The organism is Paenibacillus sp. MAEPY2 (assembly GCF_000499205.1).
GTDB lineage: Bacteria > Bacillota > Bacilli > Paenibacillales > Paenibacillaceae > Paenibacillus > Paenibacillus vandeheii.
Map to the genome: position 1 here is coordinate 175,406 of NZ_AWUK01000007.1, position 25,148 is coordinate 200,553.

A 25,148-nucleotide genomic window follows, 5' to 3' on the forward strand; every position below is an offset into this window, starting at 1 on the left:
TGGGTTTAGAAATTGTTTTGCATACGTTCCAGGAAACCAGCAAGAAGATGAACTTCTTCTTCACTAAAATCCTGTAAAATCTGATGTATAAAATTGGTTTTCTCAATTTTATAACCTTCGATTTGCTTCCGTCCTTCATCCGTAAGGCGAACAAAGGTAACTCGGTTGTCTTCCGGATTTTTACGTCTGGTGACCATCGAATCGGCTTCAAGCTGCTTCAGATGGCGAGTAATCGCCGCACTGTCGATATTAATGATTTTTTGTAACATGGATTGATTAATCTCGTCAACCTGATCCAACTCATGCAAAATCTCAAAGCGTGATGAGCTGATGCCCGTACAGCGTTCGAACTTGGGACTAATTTTGTTGCCGAGTGCATTCAAGAGGTTGATAATTTGCTCTTCCTTGGAAACAATACGTGTCATGACTAGACCTCCCGGGTGAATCTGGACATGAACAACGGCTTAGGTAATACCATTAGAATGTTGCCTTTGTATAATGCCATTTTGCTGAATAAAATTGTTGGACGCCTCAATCATTGATGCCTCAATCATTGATGGCTCAAATAATATATCATGCCTTTTTTGATTTTGCAACCCGAAGTTATATGTAAAATCATGCGTTTGAATTCAGAATTATATGGAACTTTAGATAAGTTAATATGCCCGGAGGTGGGTGAGAATATCGAGTCTTATTGTGATTGAGATTTGGTGAACGAACTGAGGGAATTGCTATCCGGAAAAAAGTACGATGATTATTTTATTTTGGCAGTCGGCATGTTGTGTAATGTGTCTACTGCATTGGTTATGCCTGAGTTTAAGGAGAGATAGAAAATAAATTGTACCTCTATAAAGGAAATTTTAATAAGGGAGATTGCCCTTTTTTTATTTTAGTTATTGATCAATCACTAAATATGCGTTATAGTGATCTTAATAAGTAATTGATCAATAACTAAATGAAAGAGGTTGATAAGAAATGAAAAGAGCAATCGTGGTTGGAGCAACAGGCGGAACAGGTGCAGCAATTACAGAGGAATTGATTCAACGTGGCATTCCTACAATTATATTTGGCCGCTCACGTCAAAAACTGGAGCAGCTTGCTGTGCGGCTGGGATCTCCACATCACCTGCAGATCGCTGTCGGCGATGCGTTTCAATCTGAGGATATTATAGCTGCTTCCCAAGATGTAGACGTGATGTTTCATTGCGCGAATGTCCCGTATAACGAGATGGAAAGCAGATTGATTCCATTGGGGGAATCCGTTATGGAGGCGGCGGAACATTTAGGCTTGAAGGTAGTTGTCATAGATGGAATTTATCCATATGGCAGAAGACAAATGAAAGAAGTAACCGAAGAACATCCGAAGCAGCCACATACGCGAAAAGGAAAGACTCGACTTGCTTATGAACATATGTTGTTTAGCAGCAAGTGGCGCACAGCTCAAGTGATGATTGTTCGCTTACCTGATTATTATGGCCCTTCTGCCAATCAGGCTTCTTACCTTGGATCAACGCTTGAAGCAATTGCAGACGGGAAAATGGCTTTTTTTATCGGGAATATGAAAACGCCGCGAGAATATATCTATTTGCCTGATGCAGCGGTCATGATTGTGGAGCTGGCGAGTCGGGATAATGCGTATCGGCAAAACTGGAACATCCCTGGTGCTGGCGTTATATCGGGCAAGGAAATCGTACGTATTGCACAACAGGCAGCAGGTACTGCGAAACCGGTGATAGCACTTGGCAAAACAGGACTCTCGTTACTTGGATTGGGTGTACCGGTAATGAAAGAAATTGTTGAAATGTTATATCTGACAGAAGAACCGCTGCTTTTGAGCAAGAAGAAATACGAGACTAACATTGGGCCTGTGGAGATCACTTCTTTTGAAGAAGGTATTATACGGACGATTAGAGAGCTGCAAAAGAAGTAAGTATGTTATGCAGCTTTGTAATTATGTAGTTTTGTAATTGATTAATCAATAATTAAAATATAGGGAGATGGTCTGAATCCAAATTGTGAATTGTTGACACTTCATGAATGGGCGGTACACAGGGCTAACCAGGACGTCGGGAGTGACAGGTGCAACGGGAACGGTATTGTATGGTCGGTACATGAAGGGGCATGAGGTATTAATACTTCAGTACTCCACTTATTCAAATAAAACAACAAGAAAACAGATCCGGGTTGGATCGACCGTTAATATCCAACCTGATCTGTCTTTTTTACATACGGACAAAGTTATTAAAATTTTGATTTCGTTATCTTTAACAAGCATGTTAGCTATTTTTATATGTAATGACAATAAAGCTGCCGTCATATTCAAAAAAATGATCCAAACTCTTATAATAACGCTAATCCATATGGGGACGGATGTAAGGAATAGAGGTGGAGTCGCCATATATATCTATAGGGTCACGGAATTAGGCTAAATTGGATTACTGATTATCGATCTATTGAATTGATTCTCACATAAAACTGACATTGAATTAGAGATTCCGTATTCGTATATATAGTAGACATTGAAAGGATTGAGGGATGATGAGCCTTGAAGCATTAAACCAACGCGTACTTGATGATTTGGCTTATCTCGCGTATGGAGGTTCGGATTGGATTCGCCCGCGAGAACATGATGAAGGTCATATCTATGATGTTGTTATCGTAGGTGGTGGACAGAGCGGCTTAGGTGCTGCTTTTGGACTCCTGCGTGAGCGTATATCCAACATTCTGGTTATAGACGAAAATGTCGCAGGGCTGGAGGGACCTTGGGAAACTTACGCCCGTATGGTCACTTTACGTACACCAAAACATCTGACCTCCATTGATCTCGGTATCCCTTCACTGACTTTTCGAGCATGGTGGGAGGCGCAAGCAGGCCCCTCCGGATGGGAAGAGTTGGATAAAATTCCACGCAGCGAATGGATGAATTATTTGCGCTGGTACAGACAAGTGCTTCATCTGCCGGTCGTGAATGAAGTGAAGCTGACACTGATTGAACCTATAGATGGAGGCGTTCACAGACTGCACATCGCAGGCGCAGGGGCTCCAGCCAATATATTGCTGGCACGAAAGGTTGTTTTGGCTACTGGCATCCAGGGAGGTGGGGAATGGCATGTACCACCCCGGATCGCTGAGCAATTACCTAAACATCTGTACGCTCATACGTCGGAAACGATTGATTTTGAACGGTTACAAGGAAAAAGGATCGGCATACTTGGCGGCGGGGCTTCTGCCTTTGATAATGCGAACTTTGCACTAGCCGCAGGCGTGGCAGAGGCACACGTATTTGTGCGGCGGGAACAATTGCCCAGCATTAACCCGATTCGTCAGATGGAACAATCCGGGATGATCGAACGGTTCCATGCTCTGTCGGACAAGGAAAAGTATGCGGCTATTTCCCATTTTTTTAACTATAATCAGCCACCAACCAACGATACCTTCAACCGGGCTGCTTCATGGCCAGGCTTTCAATTACATCTTCATGCGCCTTGGCTGGATGTACAGATGAAGGATGGGAAAGCGGTAGTGACTACACCACAGGGCCTGCACAGCTTTGATTTTCTGGTCATAAGTACGGGGATGGTCAGCGATCCGGTACTGCGTCCCGAGCTCAGACTGGTGGAGGCACACATTGCACGCTGGGCAGACCGTTTTCAAGCCCCGAATGCACAAAGAAATGCGCTGCTTGACGCACATCCCTACCTTACCCCGGGGTTTGCAATGACCAGCAGAGATGAGGAGGGGGAGGATAAGCTGCGTGGCCTGTTTGTCTTTAACTATTCTGCACTAGCAAGTTGCGGCCTTTCTGCCTCGGCCATATCGGGGACAAGGAATGCTGTGCCGAAATTAGTTTCAGCTGTAGCAGACCAGCTTTTCCTGGATGACCGTGAACAGATTATGGAGCAATTTTTCAAGTATAATGAACAGGAATTTACTGCTAGTTGGGTGAAAAGTGAAATTGGAATCTGACTATACAAAATGACCGTACAGCAGGATAAGAGGCTGTACGGTTTTTGTTTTTCTAAAGTTACATTTACGGGTGCTTATATAATGCTGTAAAATATCGAATTATACAGCGTTAAGGCAGGCGATAGATTATTGTGAGAATCATGGATTATGAGGGGTTCAGAACCCATTTGAAGAAAGTGTCACGCAAACGAAACGAACCCTTGATCAAAATTGTGGCTTTTCAGGAAAAGTATATGAAGATTGATGAGATCCAATATTATGATGTAGAGCAGAACTATATGAGTGTCCAGGCGTGTAATACGCTGTGGATGAACTTGAAAGATAAATCTTTCCACAATCTGGTGTCCCATAATCTGAAATTTTTCCAAACCATGGACAATCTCGGGCGTCATTCATTGGAGAATCTCATCAAAGAACTATACGACATGGCTGTTCCAATCCTGCTCGATTACGATCCGGGTGATTATTATAGTTTGCAGCAGTTGTCCGAAATTTTGGTGCTGGATGAGACGAAGCTAATAGAGAAATTGGAGATGGGGCGTTTCAAGGGTGCATTTATTAATGAAGAGGGAAATTGGATCAAACCCAAACCGGACAGGGCTGAGCTATTCCTCTAAATGAAAAAGAGAATCTCGTGTCCATTCCATAATGACCGAATATCCATTCTGCAATGGTACGCCGAATAAGGCACATTGCAGTTTTTTTCATTAACGACTCTGTCAACGATGAAGGCTCAGTCGTTTCGTTTCACGACGAAAGAGTCACCTCGCGGCCCTGGTGCTGCTCCTGGAATCGAAACAATCTGTTTTTGCTGAATCATGATGCCTTTCTCTTTGGCGACTAGGCCGGGGGAGCAACCGTTCAGTCGACAACATTTGAAGGTGACAGGCGAAATCCTTGCCATCCGGGAGATGGAGCTTCCCACAGATGGTGCTTCAACAATCCACTCCGCCGAAGATTGCTGGCCTGTATATTGCTGGACGGTACGGAAAGTCCAGCTTTGAGTCAGGTTATGAAGCGTGATACACCATCGAGTACGATTAATTCTATAAATGGTAGCCCTGATCCGATCTCCTGGAGAAACAGGAAAAGGGATGACCGTCTCAACGTCCGGAAGGATTTCCCACCAGGCATAATAACTGGCTTTGCCGTTAACCCAATCATGGCCTGTTCCAGTCTGAATGAGATTGGAATTCTCGTATCCATCGATTCCGATCCAGGCTGAGGAGTATGAGGACTGGGATGAGGGTAAAACAAAGGGCACGTTCCATTCGGCCGAGATGCGTTTGAATTCACCTTTGTAACCCGCCCGTACATAACCGCTCCAATTGGAGGAAATCCACCCGAAGCTTAGCGGAGAATTTGTCTTGCCTGTATGAGGAATACACGGTTTACGGTGTTTGTTGCGATTATTCACCATAAGGCCACCTCCCATGTGAAATACAGATACGAAAAGATTCGAATGATTCGTTTGATATTATCAAATGCGTGGAAGAAGAAAGAGGACATGGACAATCTGAAAAGAAATATGTATTGAATGAATTTGAACGATTTTTATGTTTTAGGATGCTTTGAATACGGATATTTGGAAATTGAAAAGTCGAATTTTGATGGTTTTTGAATGTTTATAAATTATTATGAACGAAAATGATTGTTTTTTACGGATTTTATGTTACTATAAAAGCAGTTGGAGGAATGAATATGCTAACTGAAGAACGATATGCTGCAATTATAGAGCGCTTACAAGAAAGAGGGATTGTGAAACTGCAAGAGCTCGTTGATGTGCTCGGTGCTTCTGAATCAACGATACGGCGCGATTTGATCGACCTGGAGAGCCGACAGATGCTGAAACGCATACATGGTGGTGCTGCTCTGGTGAATGAAAAGACGCCAGAACCAGGTATGGAAGAAAAAACGTTCAAAAACATTCAACAAAAAACGACCATTGCTCGTTTAGCTGCACAGGAGATCAACAATGGCGAATGCATCTATCTGGATGCGGGGACGACGACATTAGCCATGATTCCCTATATTGAAGCGAAGGACGTTACGGTGGTAACGAACGGACTTTCTCACGTAGAGGCGCTGGTAAGTAAACGAATTCGCAGCTATCTGCTTGGCGGTATGATGAAAATTCATACTAAAGCCGTGATTGGCAGCATCGCATTACAGAACATGGACAATTTCCGTTTTGATAAATGTTTTATTGGAACCAACGGAGTAGATGCCGAAATGGGGTATACAACTCCTGATCCGGAGGAAGCCTTGATTAAAAGACGCGCACATCAATTGTCCGGGAAATCTTATGTGTTGGCTGATTCCAGCAAAATTGGGGAAATTACATTTGCCAAACTGTTTGACCTGGAGGAGGCAGACTTGATTACTGAACGGATGCCGGAACACTGGCGTTCTGTAATCGCCCAGAAAACTAAAATAATTGAGGGATAACCATGATATATACCGTAACACTTAATCCTTCCATCGATTACATCGTGGAAGTGGATGATCTGAAGCTTGGTGAATTAAATCGTATGAACCGTGACCTGAAACTTCCGGGGGGTAAAGGCATTAACGTATCGCGAGTGCTCAATCAACTGGGAGCCGAAAACACGGCACTGGGATTTCTGGGAGGGTTCACGGGTCGTTTCATTAATGACAAATTGCAGGATGATAAGATCCGGACGGACTTTGTTACCATTGAAGATGATACCCGGATTAATATCAAGCTGAAGCATGGAGAAGAGACAGAGATTAACGGACAGGGACCAGCCATTCGTCCAGAGGAAGCAGAGCGTTTACTTAACAAGCTGTCTGCATTGCAAAAAGGAGATATCGTCATTCTTTCCGGAAGCATACCGCCTTCTCTGGGAGCTGATTTCTATAATCGTCTTATCAACGTATGCAAGCAAACGAGTGCCGAATTTGTAATCGATACAACGGGACCTGCATTAATGGATGCTCTTGTACATGAACCGTTGCTGGTGAAGCCGAATCACCATGAGCTTGCTGAACTCTTCGGAGTAACCATCGACACCCAGGAGGAACTGGTAACGTATGGTCGCAAGCTTTTGGAAGCAGGTGCCAAGCATGTGTTGATCTCCATGGCAGGAGAAGGCGCGTTGTTGATTACCAAAACAGATGTCTACCACGCGAGCGTGCCCAAAGGTGTCGTGAAGAACTCGGTTGGTGCTGGAGATTCAATGATTGGCGGATTTGTAGGGACATTTGGATTGAACGAAGATCTGCTTGAAGCTTTCCGAACGGGGGTTGCTTCAGGTAGTGCAACGGCTTTCTCCGATGACCTGGCAACTCGGGAACTCATCGAAGAGCTACGTAATCAAGTCACTATAACCCAAGTATAGTCAGTACAAAATAAATCGAATGAATGCCCCTTTTTCGAATGAAGGGATTCATTGAATAGCAGATAACAGCGTAACAAGTACAAATATAATCCGGTCTGCATCACGCAGGCCGACTGAACTTAAGGGAGTGTACCAAAATGAGAATAACAGACCTGATGATCCAGGAAACGATGATCATGGACCTGCAAGCCACGACGAAAGAAGAGGCTATCGATGAACTCATTACAAGTTTAAACCGGAGCGGACGTATTAATGACCCGGTACTTTTCAAGGAAATGATTTATAAACGTGAAGCCGAATCCAGCACGGGGATTGGTGGCGGTATTGCCATGCCTCATGCTAAGACAACAGCAGTGAATGAACCTACAGTTGTATTCGCGAAGAGCCGAAAAGGACTTGATTTTGAAGCGCTTGATGACGAGCCGGCTCATATATTCTTCATGATTGCAGCTCCAGAAGGAGCGGCCAATACCCATCTTCGTACGCTTGCGGCTCTTTCCAGGCTGTTGATTGATAGCGATTTCATCTCGCAGCTAATGAGCACGGATACGCCAGCAGAAGTTACTGCATTATTCGATGCCAAACAGGCGGAGGAGGCGGAGAAGGAGGCTGCCAAAGAAAAAGCCGAAGCGGAGAAAGCAGCAAATACTGCAAATGGAACAAATGTTGTATCCGGCTCGGGCCATACAAAGGGTCAGAAGCAGAGCACATCTGGTGTTATTGTTGGCAATTCGGCATCTGAAGATTTTGTCGTAGCGGTTACCGCTTGCCCAACAGGTATTGCTCACACGTTCATGGCTGAAGACGCTCTCAAAAAGAAAGCGCAGGAAATGGGCATTAATATCCGAGTGGAGACTAATGGTTCCGAAGGAGCACAGAATGTACTGACAGCTGATGAAATCGCTCGTGCTAAAGGGGTAATCATTGCGGCGGATAAAAATGTGGAAATGGCCCGTTTTGATGGCAAACCGGTATTGCAAAGACCAGTGAGTGATGGTATTCGCAAATCCGAAGAGCTGATTCGTAAGGCAGTTAACGGGGACGCTCCGATCTACAGAAGCCAGGGCGGAAGTGCTGGCAGGACTGAAGGAGAAAGCCAAGGCAAAGTGAGCGTGGGCAGCAAGATTTATAAAGATTTGATGAACGGAATCTCGCATATGCTTCCATTTGTCGTGGGTGGGGGTATTCTGCTCGCCATATCCTTCTTGTTTGAACAAATTGCAAGTCCGGAAAATCCTATCGTGCAACTGTTGCAGACGATTGGGGGCGGAACCGGTGCGTTCCATTTCCTGATTCCTGTCCTTGCCGGATTTATCGCGATGAGTATTGGTGATCGTCCAGCCCTCATGCCTGGTATGGTCGGCGGATTGATGGCGGTTAATTCAAACGCCGGTTTCCTTGGTGGTCTGGCTGCCGGTTTCCTGGCAGGTTACGTAGTTATTGGTCTGCGCAAACTATTTAAAGGATTGCCTAAAGCCATTGATGGTTTGAAGCCGATCCTGCTGTATCCCGTGTTCGGATTGCTTATCGTAGGTGCCATAAGTTTCTATGTCTTTGATCCAATCTTCGGTTCCCTTAACACATGGCTTGTCAATGCACTTGGCAATTTGGGTACCGGAAATGCCGTATTGCTTGGCCTGCTGCTTGGCGGCATGATGTCCATCGATATGGGTGGACCGTTTAACAAAGCGGCTTATACATTTGCCATCGGTGTATTCACATCAAGCGGCAATACAGATGGTGCCTGGATGGCAGCTGTTATGGCAGGTGGTATGGTGCCGCCGCTGGCGATTGCATTAGCCACAACGTTCTTTAAATCCAAATTTACGGAGCAAGAACGCAAATCAGGTTTGACGAACTACGTGCTCGGATTTTCCTTCATCACGGAAGGTGCCATTCCATTTGCTGCAGCCGACCCGCTGCGTGTCCTGACATCCTGTATTCTCGGTTCTGCTGTTGCAGGTGGACTGACTCAACTGTGGAGCATTAACGTACCTGCTCCGCATGGCGGAATCTTCGTTGCGGCACTGGCGAATCACGCTTTGCTCTTCCTGCTTGCTGTAGCAATCGGTTCAGTGATCTCCGGTCTGATCCTAGGACTTTGGAAGAAATCGCCGACCGTTCTGAAATAAATCAAAGGGTGAAGTTTTATCCAAGATATAAGCAAGCTTTATCCCATAACGTTGTAAAATGGCATCTTCTGAGTGAAATTCACTGGGAAGATGCTTTTTTATTTCGCTGCGGGTCATTTTGTGATAAAATAAACCATATCAATTAATGAAACGAAGTTTTATCTAATGAAACAAAAGGAGGGGACAGCATGTCCAATGATCAGATTAAAGGTCAGGTGCGCAAGCAATTTGCTAAAAATGCAGATAAATATGTGACCAGTGTCGGCCATGCCAAAGGGGACGATCTGTCATTACTTGTAGCATCATCTCAAGCGAATTCTGATATGAAGGTGCTGGATATTGCCACTGGAGGAGGACATGTTGCTAATGCATTAGCTCCACTTGTGGAGCAGGTTACTGCACTGGATTTGACGGAAGAGATGTTGCAGGTCGCTGAACGCTTTATCCGAGGGAATGGACACCAGAATGTGGATTTTGTAGCAGGGGATGCTGAACATATTCCTTTCGAGGATGATTTGTTTGACCTTGTGACCTGCCGCATAGCGGCACACCATTTTCCAGACGTATCTTCGTTTGTATCAGAGGCGCTGCGAGTATTAAAACCGGGTGGCAAGTTGTTATTGATCGATAATGTGGCACCTGAACGTGATGAGAACGACCAATTTTACAATGAAATCGAGAAGTGGCGTGATGCAAGCCATGTTCGGGCATGGCGTAAGACGGAATGGGTTCGGATGCTGGAGCTTGCCGGATTCCGAATGGCAACGATGGTTACCTTTGAGAAGCGCTTCATTTTTGAAGACTGGTGCAACCGGGCTGGACTTCCGGAGGCGGAGAGCAGAGAGCTTGAAGCAAGCATGCTGAGCGCGCCATCTGTGATTAAGAAGTATTTCAAGTTTGAAGAGACACAACAGGGCAGACTCTTCAGTTTCGAGGGAGAAAGTGTATATATTCAGGCGATAAAAGCAAAATAAAGATTCACTATGATTGAATGTTTCGTCGGCGTTAAGAGATTAAAAAAAGGCAGAAGTACCCGTTAAAGGGGCAACTGCCTTTTTTAATATGGTGCACATTTCGACAATCAAGGTTTCAATATAACTTTGGTACATTCGTCTTCATGGTCGTGGAAAATCCGGTAAGCCTCTTTTGACCCCTCTTTAACCTGAATATCCTTTGCACCTTGAAAAGTCACGGCCTTCATCTTCATATTCCTCCTTAAAATGGGATTGTTTTCTTTTTATCCGGTTTTCCTTCTTTGATGCAAAGTATTTGCATTAAACGACAGGCCTTTTTTCTTTATGCAATGCATGAAGCAGCTCGGGGGAGGCGTTCAGGTTATCCCGTACAAGCTCTTCCGGGGTTAATGCCATCCATTGATTTAGAGAGATATCCTCAAAGCGATCACTTCTGAACATTTCCAAAAACCATAACGTGTCCGTACCCGTATTCTGAATATAATGGCCCATGGCTACAGGAACATATCCGACATCCCCAGCCCGATAATCAAAAGTGCGTGCAATACCATTTCCTCCAAACACCGTCATTCTACCTTGCCCGGTCAGATAGTACTGCCATTCATCTGCATTGGGATGCCAGTGAAGTTCACGCATGCCTCCAGGCTTGATTTCAACCAGTGCTGCGGCAACCGTTGTGGAGATCGGAAAGTTGGTGGAATCCACAATGCGCACACTTCCTCCAGGTGTGATGATCGGTTTCTGGGCTAACAGTCGGTGCTTAAAGGAGAGAGGGACTGTACCATATGGGGACTGCACTTCCTGACTTTCGAGGGAACCAGGGACCTGATCCTGAAAAATGTAAACCTGCTCTGTTGGCATGGATTGGAAAGCAGATTCAGGCACGCCAAAATTAACGGACAATACGTCCGGTGGCGTATGCGCAAACCAATCAGAGATGGATAACGTATTCAGATCAGAGAAGGAGCCGTCATCAAATACAAGCAAGAACTCACAACCATCAGCCAGTCCCTGAATGGAATGGGGCCGACCTTTCGGGAAAAACCACAGATCTCCCGGTCCAACATCAGCGATAAAGTTACGACCATTCTGATCCACGGACGTAATCCGTGCTGTGCCCCAGATCATATATGCCCATTCAGACTGCTGATGCCAGTGCAGCTCCCGCACGCCTCCAGGTGTAAGACTCATATTCACACCAGCCAGTGTCGTGGCGATGGGCAGATCCCGTACTGTAATTTCACGGGACCAACCGCCATGGTTCAACTGCATATGTGTATCGGAAAAAGACATTCTCAGGTTGGGTAATAATCCGTTGTCGGTCGCCGGAGGCACCAGCATATCCGGATTTTGTAGATCTCGTATCACATCCCGAGGTCCCAGATCGGGACCTCCTGCACCGTCTTTTCGTATCGGCTGCGGTATAATTAAAGGCTTGCTATTGTTGTTTTCATTGTTCATATGCAGATTCCTCCAGTTCATCACTTCAGCCAGGACTGATGTTGTCGGTATAGAGAAGAATATGAATCAGAGCCTGGCTAATATGAGGGATGGGAACAATCGGCGTTGACGGAGTGGAAAGTAATGAGGTGAATGGCTTACGCAATACAAGGTGAATTCAATTAGGTACTGAGAATGTTTGCACTGAAGGGTCGATCGAGCTGCAAATATTCATACTCATAAATTTCATGGACTCTGTTCAGAATGGCCGAGCCATGCTCCGTAAAACGAAGATTGGTGGGTTTGTTTTTCATCAGGAACGTACCGGATGTAAGACTGGTTTGCGCAACAGCAGCGTTATATAGCAGAGAAGCCCCGTGGCTTGGATGTGGAAAGAACAGCTTCATGATTGGTTTGATATAAAAGGGCAGTCCGGATGTTTTATTGCCTCTGAGTGTGTTGTTGCCTCCAGGGTCCACGCTCAGTAAGTGAATTTCTTTAGCCGCAGGGGTAGAAGCAGCTTCGCGTGTCCACAAAGATAGTGCGAGCTTTGAAGTCGCATAAGGACCAAACAGTTTTTTGAACTCGGCTGGATGTTCCAGGATGTCCAGGTTAAACTGTCTGACCACATTGAACGTACTGGTGGATGTATTGATTACTGTTTTCAAAGTGCTTTTGTGCAGAAGATCCTGTAGTTCCATGTAAATGATATACGGCACCACGGTCTGTAATTCAAAATGCATTTCATGCCCCTGATCCGACAGCCGAAGATCGTAACCGCTGCCTCCGGCATTATTAAATAGCACATCGATGGTATCCGTTTCGGATTTGATCTGATTCAGTGCTTTTCTCAGACTGTCGTACTGGGTAAGATTAGCCTGGACCCAACGGAGCTGGCCAGAGCTCAATCCATCCTGAATATCACTGTCTTCCTTCGGGAAAGCGGAACGGTTAAGGCCGATAACGTGCCAACCTTCGGCTATCAAAGTGCGAGTCAGTTCAAGACCGATTCCCGAAGTTGATCCTGTAATTAAGGCTGTACGAAGTGTAGGGTTTGAATTCATATAAATACCTCCTGAGTGAATGGGATGACAGAGCCAATCTGTCTAATGCGCTCATTCTATAATTTGGAGTCGACTCCAAGTCAAGCGTACTGTTGGCTTACATTTTATTTGTAGAGGATGCGACAAGCTGTGAACCAATCGCAATCTTGACTTGGAGCTGACTCCAAGTTGTAAGATAGAGATCAATGAAGACGGAGGAGGTCAATGATGATGAATAATGCTGAAGTGTTCTCTATTAAAGAGACGTCAGAACAGGCCGGATTATCGGAAGATACCATTCGTTATTATGAGAAGATTGGACTCCTTCCCCGGGCTGAACGCAAGACTAATCGCCATCGGATATATCGGCAAGAGCATATCCAGACGATGAAGCTTATCACATGTCTGAAAAAGACAGGTATGTCATTGGAGGAGATGAAGCCGTACCTGCAGAGGTCGAAGGATTCAGATCTGGAAGATTTCCCGGATGAACGTAAAATGCTTTTAAATCATCGGAAGAAGATCGAGGCGCAGATTGCGTCTTTGCAGCAGATCGTCGATTTTATCGATGAGAAGATGGAGAAGCGTAGTATGTTTCCGGATGAGTGCCCGATTACCGGGGAGAACCAAATGTCTGTATTTGAAAAAAAGAATATCTTCTCCTGAGCGCTACAAGCTCAGCCAAACCCAAAAAACCACGTCATCATGACGTGGTTTTTTTGCTTATATTTAGCAATCAATATGAAGTGTTTGGCGAAGGCGTTTGATATCGCTTTTGGGAGGAAGGCCATACATACGGGCATACTCCCGACTGAATTGGGAAGGACTCTCGTAACCAACCTGGAATGCAGCATCGGCTGCATCGGTTGACCCTGCAAGCAGCATTCGCCGGGCCTCCTGCAATCGAATCTGTTTTTGATATTGCAGTGGGCTCATGGCAGTAATGGCTTTGAAATGATAATGCAATGAGGACGTACTCATGTTGATCATGGAGGCCAACTGCTCGATTCGCAGTGGAAGCGTATATTCGGATTGGATCATTTCAATAACCTGGGCGATGTGCTGGGCATGACTGTTCTGAACTGCAAACTGTCTGATGGAACGTCCGTGTTCGTCCTGAATCAGGCGATATAGAATCTCGCGGATCATGAGCGGTGCAAGTACGGGAATGTCTTCAGGTGTATCCAGCAGTCGAACCAATCGGATTACGGATTCCAGAAGAGGAGTCTTAGTTGAACTTACAAACAGTCCCCGGCTTGATGCATTGTCGGGTTTGGTTTGTAAGGCGGGAGAATTCTGGATAAGATCGAAAATCTGCTTTGAATTAAAATCAATTCGCAGACAGAGATAAGGATGATCTGGTGCAGCCTGTACAACCTGCCCTGAAATAGGCAGGTTTATGGAAGCGACCAAATACTGTGAATGGTCATAGGTGTAGCTCTCCCGTCCGAGAATAACCAGCTTGGACCCTTGGGCCACAATGCAAAGGGCGGGTTCATGCACGGTATGGATGGGCTCAGAAACCTGGGAAGCGCGGATCAAAGCAAGGGAAGGAATGTCTGTTAGATGAACCCCGTCTTCGTGGGTAAAACGTCCGATCAAGCGGGCCAATTCCTGCTGCTGCTGAATAATAGCTGTGTCTGGTTCCATTTTTGAAAGCATGAATTACAGGCCTCCTTTTCTCGTACTTGTGTAACTATTTTAGAATGTGCTGGACGAATAGGCAAGAATACTGTGGGATTCTTCTATCGTACTGAGACGGATTCCTTACATAATGAAAATAAGCAATTGAATCTGTTGGACAACAGAAAGGAGTGTCGTGGAAATATGGTAGACAATACATCAGGAAGCAGACAAGAAGTGGAACACCCGTATGTTGGGATGTGGGTGACGAAGGATGGGTACATCAGGCATGAGCTTCTTCCTGACGGTCGCTATGATGAAGCACGGGGAAATAGGCAAAGTGCATATCAAGGTCGCTATGTAGTCGATGAAGATCATATTGAATATGTGGATGATACTGGCTTTACTGCGGATGGGGACTTTAAGGACGGCGTGCTTTACCATGCGGGCATGGTTTTGTACAGAGAAAAGGGACAATAAAATATTATCAAAAGGGAGAGAAATCAATATGTCCAATGTAAAAGGGAAAGTGGTTGTGATTACTGGTGCAAGCAGCGGAATTGGGGAGGCAACGGCGCGTGTGTTGGCAAAGCAGGGGGCTCATGTTGTCATTGGTGCAAGACGAGAGGATCGCCTAAAGGCGCTGGCGTCGTCCATTCGATCGGAAGGTGGATCGGTGGAGTATCATACACTTGATGTTACACAGCTGGAAGAAATGCAAACGATCGTTGAGTTCGCACTTACTTGTTATGAACGCTTAGATGTGATTGTAAATAACGCCGGAATCATGCCGCTATCGCCTCTTGAAGCCTTAAAAGTGGACGAGTGGAACCGGATGATTGATGTTAACATTCGCGGTGTTCTGCACGGCATTGCAGCTGGTCTGCCAGTTATGAGAAAACAGGGCTCCGGTCAGTTTATTAATATCGCCTCTATCGGAGCCTATGCTGTGACTCCAACGGCTACGGTATATTGTGCAACAAAATACGCTGTCCGTGCGATCTCGGAGGGTCTGCGACAGGAAGTAGGCGGGGATATCCGCGTGACCCTTGTATCGCCGGGTGTGACTGAATCCGAACTTGCCGAATCGATCTCTGATGATGAATCACGCGAGCTTATGAAGGAATATCGGCGCATTTCCATCCCGGCCACGGCTATTGCTCAGAGCATACTGTATGCAATCAGCCAGCCAGCTGAGGTGGATGTGAATGAAATTGTGGTGAGACCCACAGCAAGCATGGCCTAAACATCGCTGACGGACTTGAGAGATGTTCCCAACCGTGTATACGGATTGGGGACGTCTTTTTGTGCTCTGAAAGGGAGCTCGTCTAGATTGTAATATGGTATAGTAATGATCAAAGTAACGCACCAGAGAGAGGGGAATAATGCATTGACGCTGCAACAGCTAAAATATGTGATTGAAGTCGCCACGCGTGGCTCGATGAATGAAGCCGCCAAGCGGCTGTTTATTTCCCAGCCCAGCCTGTCGAATGCCATTCGGGATCTGGAACAGGAGCTGCGAATTACTATTTTTGAACGTACAAATAAAGGGATTACCTTGTCCAAAGAAGGCGTGGAATTTCTAAGTTATGCACGTCAGGTGGTAGAGCAGGCCGAATTGCTGGAGAATCGTTATTTGAATGCTAAGCCGTCTCCGCAACATTTCTCCGTCTCCACACAGCACTATGCTTTTGCGGTGAATGCATTCGTGAAGCTGGTACAGCAATATGGGCAGGATGAATATGAACTGGCTCTGCGGGAAACGAAAACGTATGAGATCATCCAGGATGTCAAGAGTTTGCGCAGCGAGATCGGCATTCTTTATCTGAATGAATTCAATTCAAAGGTTATTAACAAGCTGCTCAAGGATGCGGGTCTGGTGTTCAACAGTCTGTTTGTTGCCAAGCCGCATATCTTTATCAGTGTGCAAAATCCGCTCGCGAAGCAGGAGTCAGTTGCGATTGAACAGCTTCAGGATTATCCATACCTGTCCTTTGACCAGGGGGAGTATAACTCCTTTCATTTTTCAGAGGAGATCCTGAGCACACTTTCTCATCCCAAAAGTATACAGGTTAACGACCGGGCAACGCTGTTTAATCTGCTGATTGGTTTGAATGGATATACCATCTCGACAGGTGTGCTTAGTGCCGACCTGAATGGGAACGAGATCATCCCCGTCCCGCTGGAGTGTGAAGAGACCATTAATGTCGGTTGGATCAGTCACAAAAATGCTTCGCTTTCCAATCTGGGCATGGAGTATGTTCAGGCTCTGCATGAGGCGATTCAACCCTGAATAGTCAGGGACATACTTATAATCATTGCGTAACGTACGAAGGGAGAACGGTTAGTGCGAGTTTTATACCGAAATAAGAGTGAACAGCATGAGTTGACGATATATGATACTTCCAGGCTTTATGCGGAACAGGGCCGGTTTCGTGTGCTGGAGTTCTCAAACGCAGCTGTTCAGGGCGCCATGGATCTGGACGAACCATCCCGAATGGTGCTGGAGTATCCGAGAGCGATGGCTCACCTGATGGAACGAAATAATCCTGATTATGAATCGGTTTTTGTGGTGGGACACGGCATTGGAACCTTATCAACCTACCTGTCTAAGCGTCAGGTAAAAGTTGCCGAACTCGATGCGGAAGTCGTTGAACTCAGCAAAACCTTCTTTGGATATAGTGGAGTTGATGTGCTGGTTGGTGACGGTCGTGAACTATTGGAGCGGGAAGCCTCAGGCTCCTACAATTATATTATTGTGGACGCGTTTACGGCTACGGGAACTCCTGCACAGTTCACTTCAAGCTCATTTTTCACGATGTTAAAAGACAAATTGCATTCGGGTGGTATCGTACTGCTGAATGTATTCGGACGTGCGGGCAATGACAGATTGGTGAATGCAATTCATACCACGTTACAGGAACACTTCGCTTATACGCGCTCATTTGCATTGCCAGCTGAAACAACTGATGAAGTCCAAAACCGCATCTTGGTGGGTTGTGACGAACCCATCTCATTTCAATCGCGTCATATGGCTGGGTTTGTAGAACAACAGCCTGGAGAGGGATATGTTATTGTAGATTGATATGAACTTTAATCTCGAAAGTCCCATATGATTCCGAAAAAGTCCGATCATGCAATCCATTTCATGTACTCAATTGTCATTAAATTGTCAATCTTCCTATGTATTTATTCGAATTTCATAAACTATTTATGTCTTCTTAACAACTTTCGTATAAAATAGAAGGAATATGCCTTTTCATGAAAAACCGGGGGAAGCAATAATGATCGCAGAGAATAAAACACCCAGATTAAGAAGGAAAGTAAGGGAGTTCAAAAAAATCAGCCTTACCGCTCTGTTGAGTGGGTTGGTCACCATTGCCGTTTTGATGACATTGACCATTATGTTTATTTCATCTTATACATCCCAGAAGCAGTCGCTGATTAATAATACACTCTCACTGAATTATTCAAGTGCCGTGCAAATGAGCCAAACACTGGACTCGTTGTTTCAATCCATGCAGGGCAGTTTGAAGTATTCAGCCAATTATTTTCCGGAAATGGATTATGCAGACGCCAATAAACTGGATTCCACACTGGATTTGATTCGAAACAGCAGTAATTATTTCAATTCGGTTTCTCTGGTAGATGAATCGGGAATAATTCGGGGTTCATCTCCCTATTTGGAAAAAAGCCTCGGACAGCCTATCACTTCGGATGCAGCCAAAAAAGCGTTCAAATCCAGAGCTTCCTATATCTCTGAAGCGTACCGCGCGCCGTATTCGGAACGAAGAAACGTTTTTGTGAGTGAGCCGATCTTCAGTCCATCAGGTGAATTCAAAGGCTTGATTAGCGGGAGCATCTATCTGCAGGAAAACAATATCTTGAACCTGTCATTTGGCAGCCAGCTCAAGACCAGTAATGGTTCTTATTTTTTTATTGTTGATGCCAAAGGAACATTGCTATTTCACCCTGATACGGAAAGAATCGGTGAAAATCTAAGCGAAAATCAAGTTGTGCAGAAATTGCTAAACGGACAGACGGGTAAAGAACAATACAAGAATCTGGCTGGTGTGGATTCACTCGCAGGTTATTATAAGGTACCGACAACCGATTGGGGAGTTGTTGTAGTATCTCCAACCCAGATGGTGTACGATCAGCTGAATCAACATATTCGCATGCTGCTCTTGTACACCTCAGTGCCATTCATCATTCTGACGCTTATCGTTATTCGTGTAGCACGCAAGCTGGCCAGTCCGTTTGTTTACCTTGCCGACCTGGTTAACCAAGTGGATCAGGGCAAAGTAGATTTGCCTGTAATGAAGCCGCATTGGAACAGGGAAGCTGACCTGTTAACGCGCACCGTGCTGAGTACATTGGCGAATTTTCGAAAGCAGAAGGATCAGCTTACGTATGATGCCAGAACGGATGTATTGACTGGAATGACCAATCGCAGAACATTTGAAGAAGTTATTCAGCACTGGATTGATGAAGAAGTTCCTTTCTCCATTGTGGTCCTGGATATTGACCGCTTCAAATCCATAAACGATACGTATGGGCATCATGCGGGGGATCAGGTTCTGAAGCATATTGCGAATATCATTAAATTGTCGGTTCGGACGCAGGATGTGTGTTCCCGGTTTGGCGGCGAAGAGTTTGTTGTGTTATTACGACATACGGAATCCAAAACAGCGTATCAGATTGCCGAAAATATTCGAGTATCCGTGGAAAAGAGCGTACTGCCTATTGATCGTTCTGTAACGATTTCGGCAGGTATTGCCGAATATCCGTTGCATTCTACAACAGCCACAGAGTTGTTCCATTTGGCGGACAATGCGTTATATCAAGCCAAAGAAGAGGGGCGTAATCGTACCATTACAATCCAAACGGTCATCAAATAAGATGTTACGGGCCTCATATCGAAATAAAAGAAGCTAATCCTATCTGAGAAAGGGATTAGCTTCTTTTGTCTTTTGTTTAGACTTCTTGAGATCTGGCCAGGACTTCATTCGTATACTGTTCTCCCCAGTCTCGCATGCTGTAAATAATCGGCCGGAGCGTTTCTCCAAACGGTGTAAGCGAATATTCCACTTTGGGCGGAACTTGAGGATAGATTTCCCTGTGAACAATTCCGCTGCTTTCCAACTCTCTTAACTGGAGAGTTAGCATCCTTTGGGTGATATCTGGAAATAATTTTCGGATCTCGTTGAATCTTAACGAACCAGAGAATAGGTGATATAGAATCGCACCTTTCCATTTGCCTCCGATGACACTAAGCGTGACTTCGACGGAACAGCCATAAGGAGTGGGACACTCATCAATGGTTTTCTTTTTCATTATAATTGCACCCCCATCGTGTGGTTATTTATGGTATCTATTGGAGTACTACATCACATAAATGTACGTATCATTCATCTATGAGCATATCACTTCTCTCTTGGATTATAAACCCCATGGCTCAGCATGATGTCCAGACAACAAAGAACCCTGGCTTCGTGCTAGCGAAACCAGGGTTAGGGAATGAAAGGCTGATTATATCAAATGGTCCAGGGAGTATGCCCCTGCACCCGCAAGTGCAACACCGATCAACGATCCGAGTATAACCAGATTGTATTCGAATCCTCCGTTCAGATTCCAAAGTCCCTTATCTGCATGGACTTTCACTATGGCAACAACCATAGGAATTATGAGCAAAATGGCAGCAACACCAGTCCAGAGCCCTGCTCCAAATAGGAACCCACCGATCAATTCAATAAGCCCTCCACAGACAGCCATAACTCTCGCAGGCTTCAGGCCCATCGCTCCGAAAAATTCGGCAGTTCCTGATATTCCTTCTCCACCAAACCAGCCAAACAGTTTCTTGCATGCATGACCCATCATAATGAAACTAATAACAAGTCGAATAATAAGTAATCCGGTGTCTAACACGTACTCTTTTCCTCTTCTCTGGTCATATAAAACGGATTCGTCTTGTATCGTATAAACGTCAGATAAGTGACGCCAGAATGGTATCACATAACGCCATGGTTTCAATATTATCCTTGCCACTAGAATGTGGAACAGACTTGTTCTGACAGCATTCCATGAAATGAGCCATCTCACCTACAAATCCTCTTAAGTAGAGGTCGCGGTAAGCCCCTGACATGGGTGAGCCGGAAGGGGTGAAAACAGTATCCTTCTCCTCAAGGGATTTCCAGGGAAGGTTATTTCCTGTACGGGATGGATGAACCGTGAGTGTGTTAATCTCATCTGCTAAAGCAAATCCGTCGTCAAAGGTGACGAGTACACTTTCGCTCTCGCGTGTCCATGCACTCATGCCTGCAAAGTAGACACTGCCCACCACACCCTGATTAAATTTAAGGGAAATGCTCTGGTTAATATGTTCTCCGTCCTTAACTGTCGTGCCTGTAACCTGAACGGCCTCCCCGAACAGAAAACGCATCAGATCAACCATATGAATGGCAGCAAGCTTCATAAATTGCTCCTCATTCTTGCAGAATGGTGTGCTGTCTACAGCGAATTTCATTTGGAAAGAACGTGCTCTGCCCATTGATCCGCCATCAATCAGTTCCTTGAGTTTTATGTAGACCGGAGCATACCGTTTCATAAATCCAACCATGACAACCACGCCTGCCTTTTGGGCAGCCTCCGCCACAGCAGCGGCCTCCGCAGCGTTCCATCCGAGGGGTTTATCCACATATACATTTTTGCCAGCCCGGATGCATTCAAGGGCAAGAGCAGTCTGATCCTGTGGTTGCGCCACAACAACAACTCCATCACAGTCTTCATTCTGCAACATCAGCTGAGTATTGTCATAGGCTTTCCCGCTGCTCCCAAAACGAAGGAGCGCCGCCATGGAACGTTCAATACTGCGGGTAGCAATGGCCTGAATTTCTGCTCCTGCTTCAACCGCAGAAGGATATATATTTGTGGATGCATGAAAACCTGCACCTATAAAACAAAGTTTCGCTTTTTTCATGTGAACCTCTCCTTTAAATGCAGATCACCAATCACACTGATTAGATTCTGTAGCTTAAATGCTTCAGCATCTGTCCGGCAATGGTGTTGTTAACGCTATGAGGAACCGGCTGTGGTCCGAGGGTGAGATGCTGGCGTTGCTGTACAAGATATAGGAGGGAGGCGGCTTGCAGGGACAAGCCCAGATCCATCGTTTCGGCAGGGTTGCCACTGCCACCAGCTAAGTTCAGCATCTCGCCTTGAGTAAGCAGCATGAGTCGACGTCCGTTGGCTAATGTAAATTGTTCAATATCCGTTGTCAGTTGTTCCGTATGCTTCGCATCCTGACGGAGACTTTCCAGATCCATCTCCCAAGAAAAATGTCCGGCATTGGCGAGGATCGTTCCATCATTCATTTGATTAAAATGTTCCTTCATAATGGCGTTAGGACGGCCAGTGACAGTAACGTACACTTGGGCAAATGCAAATGTATCTTCCAATCGTGCCACTCTGAATCCATCCAGTACCGCTTCCAGGCTAGCAATTGGATCGGTTTCAACAACGACGACCTGGCTGCCCAGATTCCGCAAATACCTGGCAATGCCTCGTCCGCAGCTTCCATAACCTACGATGACGAAACGACGTGTGGGTAGAATCAGATTTGTAGTACGCATAAAACCTTCAATAATGGTCTGTCCAACACCATGTTCATTTTCCATAATCCGTTTGAGTGGACTGTCATTAATGACAATGATCGGGAAAGGAATGTTCTCACCCGTCTCTTCACGCAGCAGATTGGCCCCGGTTGTTGTCTCCTCCGTACCACCAATAAGAGAGTTAGTATCATACTGTTGAATGAGCGTGCGCGCCAGATCAGCTCCATTATCCATGAGGAGATGGGGGTGGTGACGAAGTACACTGTGGATATTTTGCAGGTGCTCATTGCGTCTGTCCGCACGTTGACCATATACCGTGATGCCTTCTTCCTGCAGAGCTGCTGCGACGGCGTCTTTGGTTGTGCCCGGGCTACCAGTCAATACAACGTTGGCTCCACCTGCCTGGAGTGTGCGGCATAACACAGCTGTTTTGGGCTCCACATGAATACATATACCGATGGTTAAGCCAGCAAAAGGCCGCTCTTTGGCAAACTGGGATTTCAATTCGCCGAGCAGGGGCATATGCATTTCCGTCCATTGAATGCTGTGTTTTCCTTCTTCAATACGTTCATGTGTTGTGTTCTTGATCGTCATGCAAAGCTCCCCTTTTCTATGCAAGGTATAGCGTGTCCAGCAGGACACATGATCTGCTTAATGTCTACGATAGGGAGTTTGATGGGGTTAAAAAAGGACATATGTCCTATTCATTGCAGCTTGGAAAAAAGGTATTGCAAACTTATTTCAGAGCATGTATACTCTTAATTACGGTAAAACAAGAAATTGCTTGACCGGAATGCTTTTCATCCATAATGAGAAGATACATATTATGCGGTCGTGGCGGAATTGGCAGACGCGCACGGTTCAGGTCCGTGTGGGCTAACCCCCGTGGAGGTTCGAGTCCTCTCGACCGCATCGAAGAAAAAAAGCTCGCTAAATTGCTCTAAAGGCAATTCGCGAGCTTTTTTTGTTTTTTTATTTATTGAACATGAATTGTTGCACACATAGGCCTGCGATCGCTCCAGCAATACCAAAGAGTGCAACACTGGCCATCACCTCATATGCCTGAAAGCGAAACAAAAAAGCGATGCCGCTGCCAAATGTCGTTCCTGCGAGAAATCCGAGAGAAATTCCTATTTCTTTGGTTAATTTCATAGGTTCACCTGCTTGGGAATGTGAGTTTAGAATTTGCAAATTTTTGATACAGGAAGTAAAGTGTGATCAGGAAAATACTCACATTTTATTTCCTTTTTTCATTTTGTGGTTTTCTCCGTGCAATTATGCATGATATTTCTTAAGGGAGGTTAAGAGCGAAGTGAATATGAACGAGCGGATTGCCGCATGGAACGAAGAAGCGCAGAATTGTACTTGTGGGCATGATCATCGGTTGGTGGAAATGCAAGTCTATTTGGAGCATGGAGCTATTCAGCGGTTACCTCGTTATTTGTCCGAACAAGAGTACAAGCATGTTACAGTTGTATATGATCGATTTACGGGTTCGGCAGCAGGAAACGAGGTGGTAAAGAACATTCGAGAAGCGGGCGTTTATGTGGATGAGATATGCATGCCAGAAAACAAATCGGGGGACGTAATCGCCGATGAGGCTGGGATTGTGCAGGTACTGCTCGGTGTGAAACAGGAAAGTCAGGCAATCATTGCTGCTGGTTCAGGGACCATTCATGATCTGGTGCGATTTGTTTGCTCCAAAATGAACAAGCCCTTTCTGTCCGTACCCACGGCAGCTTCGGTTGACGGATTTACCTCGGCGGGTGCACCTCTTATTGTAAGTTGCGTCAAACAGACGTTCCAGGCGGTGCCGCCTAAAGCTATTTTTGCGGATATCGATATTTTGGAGCAAGCTCCGCAAGAGATGAATGCCGCCGGATTCGGAGATATGCTTGGTAAATATACATCACTGGCGGACTGGGTGGTTTCCAGGGATTTGGGTGGGGAACCGTTCTGCCCCGTAGCTTATCGCATGACAGAAGAGGCACTAACGACCTGTGTGGAACATGTACAAGGTATCGCTGAAGGACGGGCCGATGGTGTGACTGTATTGATGGATGCTCTGATCGCTTCCGGCATTTCCATGCTAATCATTGATCATTCCCGCCCTGCATCTGGTGGAGAACATCATCTGTCTCATCGGTGGGAGATGGACCTGATGGAGGCAGGGCACAAGCCTGTTTTGCATGGAGCCAAGGTGGGAGTAGCCTGTGCACTGCTTACCGTAAAATACAAAGATCTTGCACAAAAATCCGAAGAGCCGGTTTTCGGTGTGTATAATAATCTTCCAGATGCTTCTCAGCTAACAGCTTGGCTTGAGCAAGTTGGGGGACCTACGACGACTGAACAACTGGGTGTATCCATGGAGATGGTGGAACATGCTTTTACCACAGCTCATTTGCTACGGGATCGTTATACGGGACTGAAATATATCAATGAGATTCTAAATGTCGGTTCGAAATAAAGAAGAAAGAAATAATATGAACAAGTGTTATCTTATACAATTATTTGTACGTACAAATTAATAGTGCTTAATGTAATGTATGAGACAAGATAGTGTCGTTGTATACAATATAGGTGTTGGTGCTTGATTGGAAAGTAATATATCCAGATAAATTTCTGAAGAACAAAGTGATACAAGGGTTTAGAATGGATCGGATCAAACGTTATTCAAACTGAATTAGAGGATGGATTAAAGCCTACTCCCTTAAGGGACAGGCTTTTTTTATACTTCATATAAAGTGTTGAATTAAATTGTTCGTACAAATAGTTCGGGGAAATGGAGCTAACGATGAAGTTTTATTTCTTTAAATGATCCATGATTTAATGGAATGGTTGGTTAGCATGGATGAGGTATATATATATAAGTGGCCGCGCCTTTCGACAATGGGATTTCCCCTCGTTCAGAGAGCGCGCTGTACCGGCCCAGGTTAAGGAGTGACTGGGGACGAAGGATTAATGTATCTAAAGCTGGTTGGAGGGCAAGAGGGCCG

Annotated in this window: 24 protein-coding genes and 1 tRNA gene; 15 read left to right on the forward strand and 10 right to left on the reverse strand. The window is 45.4% G+C overall.

Annotated elements, in window-relative coordinates; genetic code table 11:
• Positions 1-5: 5 nt before the first annotated feature.
• Positions 6-425, reverse strand: coding sequence for a MarR family winged helix-turn-helix transcriptional regulator (locus P364_RS0105590; protein ID WP_024629164.1), 420 nt, complete (start codon positions 423-425; stop codon positions 6-8).
• Between the two features lie 550 nt (positions 426-975).
• On the opposite strand from P364_RS0105590, the gene P364_RS0105595 reads away from it, so the two are divergent.
• From P364_RS0105595 to P364_RS0105610, 3 genes are all read left to right on the forward strand, one after another.
• Entirely contained in the window at positions 976-1,929 is a 954-nt protein-coding gene (locus tag P364_RS0105595; RefSeq protein WP_024629165.1) for an NAD-dependent epimerase/dehydratase family protein, read from the forward strand.
• Between the two features lie 608 nt (positions 1,930-2,537).
• The gene (locus P364_RS0105605) at positions 2,538-3,965 is read left to right on the forward strand and encodes an FAD/NAD(P)-binding protein (protein ID WP_024629167.1); all 1,428 of its coding nucleotides are present in this window, start codon (positions 2,538-2,540) and stop codon (positions 3,963-3,965) included.
• Between the two features lie 167 nt (positions 3,966-4,132).
• Positions 4,133-4,582 (forward strand): hypothetical protein, encoded by a 450-nt coding sequence (locus P364_RS0105610; RefSeq protein ID WP_152532671.1) that lies wholly within the window; start codon positions 4,133-4,135, stop codon positions 4,580-4,582.
• Between the two features lie 116 nt (positions 4,583-4,698).
• Here the strand turns inward: P364_RS0105610 and P364_RS35130 are convergent, their stop codons facing one another.
• On the reverse strand, positions 4,699-5,385 hold the full coding sequence (locus P364_RS35130; protein WP_024629169.1) for a G1 family glutamic endopeptidase: 687 nt from the start codon (positions 5,383-5,385) through the stop codon (positions 4,699-4,701).
• 281 nt (positions 5,386-5,666) lie between these two features.
• On the opposite strand from P364_RS35130, the gene P364_RS0105620 reads away from it, so the two are divergent.
• From P364_RS0105620 to P364_RS0105635, 4 genes are all read left to right on the forward strand, one after another.
• A complete protein-coding gene (locus P364_RS0105620) occupies positions 5,667-6,413 on the forward strand; it encodes a DeoR/GlpR family DNA-binding transcription regulator (protein WP_024629170.1) in 747 nt (248 codons plus the stop codon).
• A gap of 2 nt (positions 6,414-6,415) precedes the next feature.
• Positions 6,416-7,327, forward strand: coding sequence for a 1-phosphofructokinase (pfkB, locus tag P364_RS0105625; protein WP_024629171.1), 912 nt, complete (start codon positions 6,416-6,418; stop codon positions 7,325-7,327).
• A gap of 137 nt (positions 7,328-7,464) precedes the next feature.
• On the forward strand, positions 7,465-9,459 hold the full coding sequence (locus P364_RS0105630) for a PTS fructose transporter subunit IIABC (protein ID WP_024629172.1): 1,995 nt from the start codon (positions 7,465-7,467) through the stop codon (positions 9,457-9,459).
• A 188-nt stretch (positions 9,460-9,647) separates the two neighbouring features.
• The gene (locus P364_RS0105635) at positions 9,648-10,433 is read left to right on the forward strand and encodes a class I SAM-dependent methyltransferase (RefSeq protein WP_024629173.1); all 786 of its coding nucleotides are present in this window, start codon (positions 9,648-9,650) and stop codon (positions 10,431-10,433) included.
• A 300-nt stretch (positions 10,434-10,733) separates the two neighbouring features.
• Here P364_RS0105635 and P364_RS0105645 read toward each other — a convergent pair whose 3' ends face one another.
• Together P364_RS0105645 and P364_RS0105650 are read right to left on the reverse strand one after the other, a co-directional pair.
• Positions 10,734-11,894 carry an oxalate decarboxylase family bicupin gene (locus P364_RS0105645; protein WP_024629174.1) on the reverse strand — a complete coding sequence of 387 codons (1,161 nt, stop codon included), beginning with the start codon at positions 11,892-11,894 and terminating at the stop codon, positions 10,734-10,736.
• A 161-nt stretch (positions 11,895-12,055) separates the two neighbouring features.
• Entirely contained in the window at positions 12,056-12,937 is an 882-nt protein-coding gene (locus P364_RS0105650) for an SDR family NAD(P)-dependent oxidoreductase (RefSeq protein WP_024629175.1), read from the reverse strand.
• Between the two features lie 204 nt (positions 12,938-13,141).
• Between P364_RS0105650 and P364_RS0105655 the strand changes: the two genes are divergently transcribed.
• Complete coding sequence (locus P364_RS0105655; protein ID WP_236642153.1) at positions 13,142-13,582, forward strand: MerR family transcriptional regulator; 441 nt, start codon at positions 13,142-13,144, stop codon at positions 13,580-13,582.
• 63 nt (positions 13,583-13,645) lie between these two features.
• Here P364_RS0105655 and P364_RS0105660 read toward each other — a convergent pair whose 3' ends face one another.
• Positions 13,646-14,578 (reverse strand): AraC family transcriptional regulator, encoded by a 933-nt coding sequence (locus tag P364_RS0105660; protein ID WP_024629177.1) that lies wholly within the window; start codon positions 14,576-14,578, stop codon positions 13,646-13,648.
• A 165-nt stretch (positions 14,579-14,743) separates the two neighbouring features.
• On the opposite strand from P364_RS0105660, the gene P364_RS0105665 reads away from it, so the two are divergent.
• From P364_RS0105665 to P364_RS0105685, 5 genes are all read left to right on the forward strand, one after another.
• The gene (locus P364_RS0105665) at positions 14,744-15,019 is read left to right on the forward strand and encodes an Atu4866 domain-containing protein (RefSeq protein WP_024629178.1); all 276 of its coding nucleotides are present in this window, start codon (positions 14,744-14,746) and stop codon (positions 15,017-15,019) included.
• 28 nt (positions 15,020-15,047) lie between these two features.
• A complete protein-coding gene (locus P364_RS0105670) occupies positions 15,048-15,785 on the forward strand; it encodes an SDR family oxidoreductase (protein ID WP_024629179.1) in 738 nt (245 codons plus the stop codon).
• Between the two features lie 144 nt (positions 15,786-15,929).
• Positions 15,930-16,832: a LysR family transcriptional regulator gene (locus P364_RS0105675; protein ID WP_024629180.1), complete on the forward strand. Its 903-nt coding sequence runs from the start codon at positions 15,930-15,932 to the stop codon at positions 16,830-16,832.
• A 54-nt stretch (positions 16,833-16,886) separates the two neighbouring features.
• Positions 16,887-17,624: a spermidine synthase gene (locus tag P364_RS0105680; RefSeq protein WP_024629181.1), complete on the forward strand. Its 738-nt coding sequence runs from the start codon at positions 16,887-16,889 to the stop codon at positions 17,622-17,624.
• Between the two features lie 199 nt (positions 17,625-17,823).
• Positions 17,824-19,440 carry a sensor domain-containing diguanylate cyclase gene (locus tag P364_RS0105685; RefSeq protein ID WP_024634554.1) on the forward strand — a complete coding sequence of 539 codons (1,617 nt, stop codon included), beginning with the start codon at positions 17,824-17,826 and terminating at the stop codon, positions 19,438-19,440.
• A 76-nt stretch (positions 19,441-19,516) separates the two neighbouring features.
• Here P364_RS0105685 and P364_RS0105690 read toward each other — a convergent pair whose 3' ends face one another.
• The 4 genes from P364_RS0105690 to P364_RS0105705 all read right to left on the reverse strand — a co-directional run bounded on the left by P364_RS0105690 (position 19,517) and on the right by P364_RS0105705 (position 22,746).
• Positions 19,517-19,876 carry a winged helix-turn-helix transcriptional regulator gene (locus P364_RS0105690; RefSeq protein ID WP_024629183.1) on the reverse strand — a complete coding sequence of 120 codons (360 nt, stop codon included), beginning with the start codon at positions 19,874-19,876 and terminating at the stop codon, positions 19,517-19,519.
• A gap of 195 nt (positions 19,877-20,071) precedes the next feature.
• The gene (locus tag P364_RS0105695) at positions 20,072-20,467 is read right to left on the reverse strand and encodes a DoxX family protein (RefSeq protein ID WP_024629184.1); all 396 of its coding nucleotides are present in this window, start codon (positions 20,465-20,467) and stop codon (positions 20,072-20,074) included.
• Between the two features lie 58 nt (positions 20,468-20,525).
• Positions 20,526-21,518 carry a Gfo/Idh/MocA family protein gene (locus tag P364_RS0105700; RefSeq protein WP_024629185.1) on the reverse strand — a complete coding sequence of 331 codons (993 nt, stop codon included), beginning with the start codon at positions 21,516-21,518 and terminating at the stop codon, positions 20,526-20,528.
• Between the two features lie 40 nt (positions 21,519-21,558).
• Positions 21,559-22,746, reverse strand: a complete 1,188-nt coding sequence (locus P364_RS0105705) for an adenosylhomocysteinase (RefSeq protein WP_024629186.1) — start codon at positions 22,744-22,746, stop codon at positions 21,559-21,561.
• A gap of 234 nt (positions 22,747-22,980) precedes the next feature.
• Here P364_RS0105705 and P364_RS0105710 point away from each other — a divergent pair.
• A tRNA-Leu gene (locus P364_RS0105710) sits at positions 22,981-23,064 on the forward strand.
• Between the two features lie 60 nt (positions 23,065-23,124).
• Here P364_RS0105710 and P364_RS0105715 read toward each other — a convergent pair.
• Positions 23,125-23,304, reverse strand: coding sequence for a hypothetical protein (locus P364_RS0105715; RefSeq protein ID WP_029880755.1), 180 nt, complete (start codon positions 23,302-23,304; stop codon positions 23,125-23,127).
• A 166-nt stretch (positions 23,305-23,470) separates the two neighbouring features.
• Between P364_RS0105715 and P364_RS0105720 the strand changes: the two genes are divergently transcribed.
• A complete protein-coding gene (locus P364_RS0105720; RefSeq protein ID WP_024629187.1) occupies positions 23,471-24,619 on the forward strand; it encodes a sn-glycerol-1-phosphate dehydrogenase in 1,149 nt (382 codons plus the stop codon).
• Positions 24,620-25,148: the final 529 nt, after the last annotated feature.

Excerpts from the sequence above, each read along its gene's own strand:
- P364_RS0105590 (WP_024629164.1), bottom strand. The coding sequence starts at position 425 with ATGACACGTATTGTTTCCAAGGAAGAGCAAATTATCAACCTCTTGAAT.
- P364_RS0105595 (WP_024629165.1), top strand. The coding sequence starts at position 976 with ATGAAAAGAGCAATCGTGGTTGGAGCAACAGGCGGAACAGGTGCAGCA.
- P364_RS0105605 (WP_024629167.1), top strand. The coding sequence starts at position 2,538 with ATGAGCCTTGAAGCATTAAACCAACGCGTACTTGATGATTTGGCTTAT.
- P364_RS35130 (WP_024629169.1), bottom strand. The coding sequence starts at position 5,385 with ATGGTGAATAATCGCAACAAACACCGTAAACCGTGTATTCCTCATACA.
- P364_RS0105620 (WP_024629170.1), top strand. The coding sequence starts at position 5,667 with ATGCTAACTGAAGAACGATATGCTGCAATTATAGAGCGCTTACAAGAA.
- pfkB (WP_024629171.1), top strand. The coding sequence starts at position 6,416 with ATGATATATACCGTAACACTTAATCCTTCCATCGATTACATCGTGGAA.
- P364_RS0105630 (WP_024629172.1), top strand. The coding sequence starts at position 7,465 with ATGAGAATAACAGACCTGATGATCCAGGAAACGATGATCATGGACCTG.
- P364_RS0105635 (WP_024629173.1), top strand. The coding sequence starts at position 9,648 with ATGTCCAATGATCAGATTAAAGGTCAGGTGCGCAAGCAATTTGCTAAA.
- P364_RS0105645 (WP_024629174.1), bottom strand. The coding sequence starts at position 11,894 with ATGAACAATGAAAACAACAATAGCAAGCCTTTAATTATACCGCAGCCG.
- P364_RS0105650 (WP_024629175.1), bottom strand. The coding sequence starts at position 12,937 with ATGAATTCAAACCCTACACTTCGTACAGCCTTAATTACAGGATCAACT.
- P364_RS0105655 (WP_236642153.1), top strand. The coding sequence starts at position 13,142 with ATGATGATGAATAATGCTGAAGTGTTCTCTATTAAAGAGACGTCAGAA.
- P364_RS0105660 (WP_024629177.1), bottom strand. The coding sequence starts at position 14,578 with ATGCTTTCAAAAATGGAACCAGACACAGCTATTATTCAGCAGCAGCAG.
- P364_RS0105665 (WP_024629178.1), top strand. The coding sequence starts at position 14,744 with ATGGTAGACAATACATCAGGAAGCAGACAAGAAGTGGAACACCCGTAT.
- P364_RS0105670 (WP_024629179.1), top strand. The coding sequence starts at position 15,048 with ATGTCCAATGTAAAAGGGAAAGTGGTTGTGATTACTGGTGCAAGCAGC.
- P364_RS0105685 (WP_024634554.1), top strand. The coding sequence starts at position 17,824 with ATGATCGCAGAGAATAAAACACCCAGATTAAGAAGGAAAGTAAGGGAG.
- P364_RS0105690 (WP_024629183.1), bottom strand. The coding sequence starts at position 19,876 with ATGAAAAAGAAAACCATTGATGAGTGTCCCACTCCTTATGGCTGTTCC.
- P364_RS0105700 (WP_024629185.1), bottom strand. The coding sequence starts at position 21,518 with ATGAAAAAAGCGAAACTTTGTTTTATAGGTGCAGGTTTTCATGCATCC.
- P364_RS0105705 (WP_024629186.1), bottom strand. The coding sequence starts at position 22,746 with ATGACGATCAAGAACACAACACATGAACGTATTGAAGAAGGAAAACAC.
- P364_RS0105715 (WP_029880755.1), bottom strand. The coding sequence starts at position 23,304 with ATGAAATTAACCAAAGAAATAGGAATTTCTCTCGGATTTCTCGCAGGA.
- P364_RS0105720 (WP_024629187.1), top strand. The coding sequence starts at position 23,471 with ATGAACGAGCGGATTGCCGCATGGAACGAAGAAGCGCAGAATTGTACT.